The 2,269-nt window shown below is 47.7% G+C and carries 3 protein-coding genes; 2 read left to right on the top strand and 1 reads right to left on the bottom strand.

The features are described 5' to 3' along the window. Nucleotides 1-235 precede the first annotated feature (235 nt). Complete coding sequence (locus H6S82_RS29860) at nucleotides 236-451, bottom strand: RNA chaperone Hfq (protein ID WP_190464587.1); 216 nt, start codon at nucleotides 449-451, stop codon at nucleotides 236-238. Nucleotides 452-589: 138 nt separating this feature from the next. Between H6S82_RS29860 and dapF the strand changes: the two genes are divergently transcribed. Then, the gene (gene dapF, locus H6S82_RS29855; protein ID WP_190464588.1) at nucleotides 590-1,429 is read left to right on the top strand and encodes a diaminopimelate epimerase; all 840 of its coding nucleotides are present in this window, start codon (nucleotides 590-592) and stop codon (nucleotides 1,427-1,429) included. 18 nt (nucleotides 1,430-1,447) lie between these two features. Beyond that, complete coding sequence (locus H6S82_RS29850; protein ID WP_190464589.1) at nucleotides 1,448-2,218, top strand: glutathione S-transferase family protein; 771 nt, start codon at nucleotides 1,448-1,450, stop codon at nucleotides 2,216-2,218. Nucleotides 2,219-2,269: the final 51 nt, after the last annotated feature.

The raw sequence follows: 2,269 nt of genomic DNA, 5'->3' as shown, positions 1-2,269 counted from the left end.
CGCTCTTCCGATCTGCTAGGGTACGTTGTTGGTTGTTTAGGTTAAGTTTTGTTTGGAAGCTTTTGAGCAACTTCTCTTCACTCCTCTACGATGCAAGGGATTTTTGTGAGTGATGTTTCTCTTGAGGTGGAATAAACTTACTCATTTCCACATAATAGCATCTATTATTGAGTAAGTTTAGGGATAAATAGGTAATTTTATGGCGGCTGCTCCCACCCCTCTCCCTTCCTAAATTTTAGGTGATGGGCTTGACATAAGCGATCGCGTGTCGCCACACAATTGATGATTGATTGCTTTCATCGATCAGACCGATGCAAAATTGATCTTGCCAGCGCAACTGACCGCTTAACATTTCACCCCCGATCAGTTTTACTTGCACCTGTTTTTGTTCTTTAATCATATTTTGAATTTGACGAGAGCTGGGCAATCCACTATCGAATCCGCTAGCCATAAGTTTGCTACTCTAAACGTGTGTAACCGTGCATTTTACAATGTTTACTTAAGTTATTTATGCGATCGACTGCTATCTTTAGGATGCTTTCACAAAACTTGAGAGCGTACCCACCCCACTAAGAGCGAGGATAATTTAATGGCCATTGAGTTCGCTAAGTATCACGGTTTGGGAAATGACTTCATTTTGATTGATAATCGCACTTCATCCGATCCAGTTTTAACACCCGCGCAGGCGGTAACGTTATGCGATCGCCACTTTGGTATCGGTGCTGATGGTGTAATTTTTGCTCTGCCAGGGCTTGACGGTAACGATTACACTATGCGAATTTTTAACTCGGATGGCTCCGAACCGGAAATGTGCGGCAACGGGATTCGTTGCTTAGCTCAGTTTATCGCTGAGTTGGAGGGAGTCTCAAATCAGGAGCGCTTATATCGCATTCACACTCTTGCCGGTGCGATCGCGCCAAAGTTGCGATCGGACGGTCAAATTACCGTTGATATGGGGCTACCGCGACTTTTAGCTGCCGAAATTCCCACTACGCTTTGTTCTGCTGACGAGAAAGTTATTAACCGACCTCTGCAAGTGGAAGGAAAATCTTGGGATGTTACCTGCGTCAGTATGGGCAATCCCCACTGTATTACGTTTGTCGAAGATGTCACGGCTATTCCGCTGGAAACTTTGGGGCCTTTCTTTGAGCATCACGCGGTTTTCCCGCAACGCACAAATACGGAATTTATTCAAGTGGTAGAGCGAGATTATTTGAAAATGCGAGTGTGGGAACGCGGTGCTGGGGCAACGATGGCTTGCGGAACTGGTGCTTGCGCTTCTTTGGTGGCGGGGGTACTGACGGGAAATTGCGATCGCAAAGCTACTGTTGAGCTACCCGGTGGCCCTCTGGAAATTGAATGGTCCGAAGTTGATGGGCGAATTTACATGACAGGGCCAGCGCAGAAAGTGTTTGTCGGCAAATTTTAACCACAGGTTTGGTACACTATGCAGGATCGATCGCCGGAACAACTTCCTCGTCTCATCACTACCTCAATCAGCCATTACTGCGAAAAAGTTCGATGGGCGCTGGAACGGCTCAATATTCCATATATTGAAGAGCGCCACGCGCCGCTTTTTCACCGATTGGCTACAGCTCGAAATGAGGGGCGATCGGTTCCTATGCTTGTCACTGAGGCGGGTACTTTCAGCGATTCCAGCGACATTTTGCAATACATTGATGGGATGTCACCCGTGAGCGCAAAGCTCTACCCTGCCGATCCTAAATTGCGCCAAGAGGTGGAAAAACTCGAAGATTGGTTCGATCGCCAACTTGGGCCCAGCACCGGGGTGTGGTTCTACTTTTATTTACTCGATCGGGACAAGCTGATATTGCGATTGTTCTGCGAAGGCGTAGAGGCGATTGAGGCGGAGTTGTTTCCTGTTGTCTTTCCCTGCATCCGGGAAGCGATGGAACGAGCGATGGAAATTACACCAGAGTCCGCCGCCGAATCGCTCGATCGAATTAACAGCATTTTCGAGACTGTCAACGAGCTGCTTGCGGATGGGCGTAAATATTTAGTCGGGGATAGCTTTTCGGCTTGTGACCTCACATGGGCTTGTCTGACTGGGCTTGTCCTCATGCCTACCGAATATGGTACAAAATTACCTCAATTAAGCGAGATACCGACTGAAATGGCGCAGACGATCGAGCATTTCCGCGCAACTCCAGCCGGCTCTTTCGCCTTGCGCTTATTCCGCGAGGAACGTGACAAATAATTGGTTGTTTAGTTTTTAGTATGTCGATTTTGCGAGTGGGGAGCCAAAAGT

Source organism: Planktothrix sp. FACHB-1355 (genome assembly GCF_014748295.1).
GTDB classification, from domain to species: Bacteria; Cyanobacteriota; Cyanobacteriia; order Cyanobacteriales; family Aerosakkonemataceae; genus Aerosakkonema; species Aerosakkonema funiforme_A.
Note: the sequence above shows the minus strand (reverse complement) of the source record. Positions and strands in the feature narration are given on the sequence as shown.